At 33.4% G+C, this 1,272-nt stretch carries 1 protein-coding gene; it reads left to right on the plus strand.

Annotated features, from left to right (window positions below):
- Nucleotides 1-707: 707 nt before the first annotated feature.
- A partial coding sequence (locus tag AB1414_21115; GenBank protein ID MEW6609913.1) for a hypothetical protein occupies nucleotides 708-1,272 on the plus strand: 565 nt, incomplete at its 3' end.

Below are 1,272 nucleotides of genomic sequence, written 5' to 3' on the forward strand. Positions count from 1 at the left end.
CTTAGAATTAAATACTCCTAACTACTCGTAGTGAATTAACAAGTTATGCACAAACCATTGCTAGACTATGTCAAATTAGTGCTATAACTCTCTATATTTTTAGACAATTAGGGACGGTTCATTTTATCGTTTTCCCTATGATTTTTGTTGGAAATTAGAAATTAGAAATTGGGCTTTTGTCTCTCTCCCTAATTTCCAATTTCCAATTTCTAATTTCAATCCGCAATCTTTCAAACAAAAATGAACCATCCCGAGAATTCTACCTCATCCTTCATTTAATGTCCCATAGGGACAATATATCGGTAAATGGCTTTCCATAAATTTTCTACCATCTACGGAACTGATTGATTTGTCTATCTATTCCTACCGATATTATGTTCCTAACGGAACGATTATTCTCATGCCTTATTTATGGGTATTATCCTATGTAAACTTCCAGTTAATAACCGCTATAATTCCCAGGCTGAGGATTGTGGATAAGTTTCCCACCATAGCTTTAATGACCGGAAGTTAGGACTTATTTAGCCTAAGATTAGATAATGAATGACATTTTATCATCTTAGAGATGAATGACTTAGTTGGACTGTCCATTAACTTATCCATAAGAGCATCAATTGTCTCACACTATCTACCATCTTAGCTCTTTACCAAGGACTCTATATCTGCTATAATTTAATATAATCTAAAACAAAAAGGAGGTTTTTGATATGACACAATTGCATAAGAAATTCACGGATAATGAGGTCAAAGAACTAATTGAACGCTATCTAAAAAAGGAACTTGGAAAAAGGTATCTTCAGAAAATTCTGGATATTGGTAAGGTAAGATTCTTTGCCTTAATAAAAAATTATCGTAATGCCCCTGATTTATTTTCAATTCAATATGCCAGAAAGATTAAAACTCGAAAGATACAGCCAGGCATTGAAGAAAATATCATCAAAGAGCTAAAGATTGAAAAAGAGCTTATTGACAATAAAGAGGTGCCTCTTAAATCTTATAACTATACCTATATCAAAGACCGGTTAGAGACTGAGTATCAACAAAAGGTCTCCTTGCCTACCATTATCAATAGAGCTAAAAACAATGGTTTCTATTTGGGAAAAAAACCTAAAAAATCAACCCATGACCGTCAAGTATTAACCAATTATGCAGGGGAATTGATTCAACACGATTGCTCTTATCATTTATGGTCGCCTCCAGCTAAAGAAAAATGGTATCTCATAACTTCTTTGGATGACTTTAGTCGCTTTATACTTTATGCTGCTCTACTAA

The sequence above is a fragment of the bacterium genome, from assembly GCA_040755795.1.
In the GTDB taxonomy this organism is placed as follows: domain Bacteria; phylum UBA9089; class CG2-30-40-21; order CG2-30-40-21; family SBAY01; genus JBFLXS01.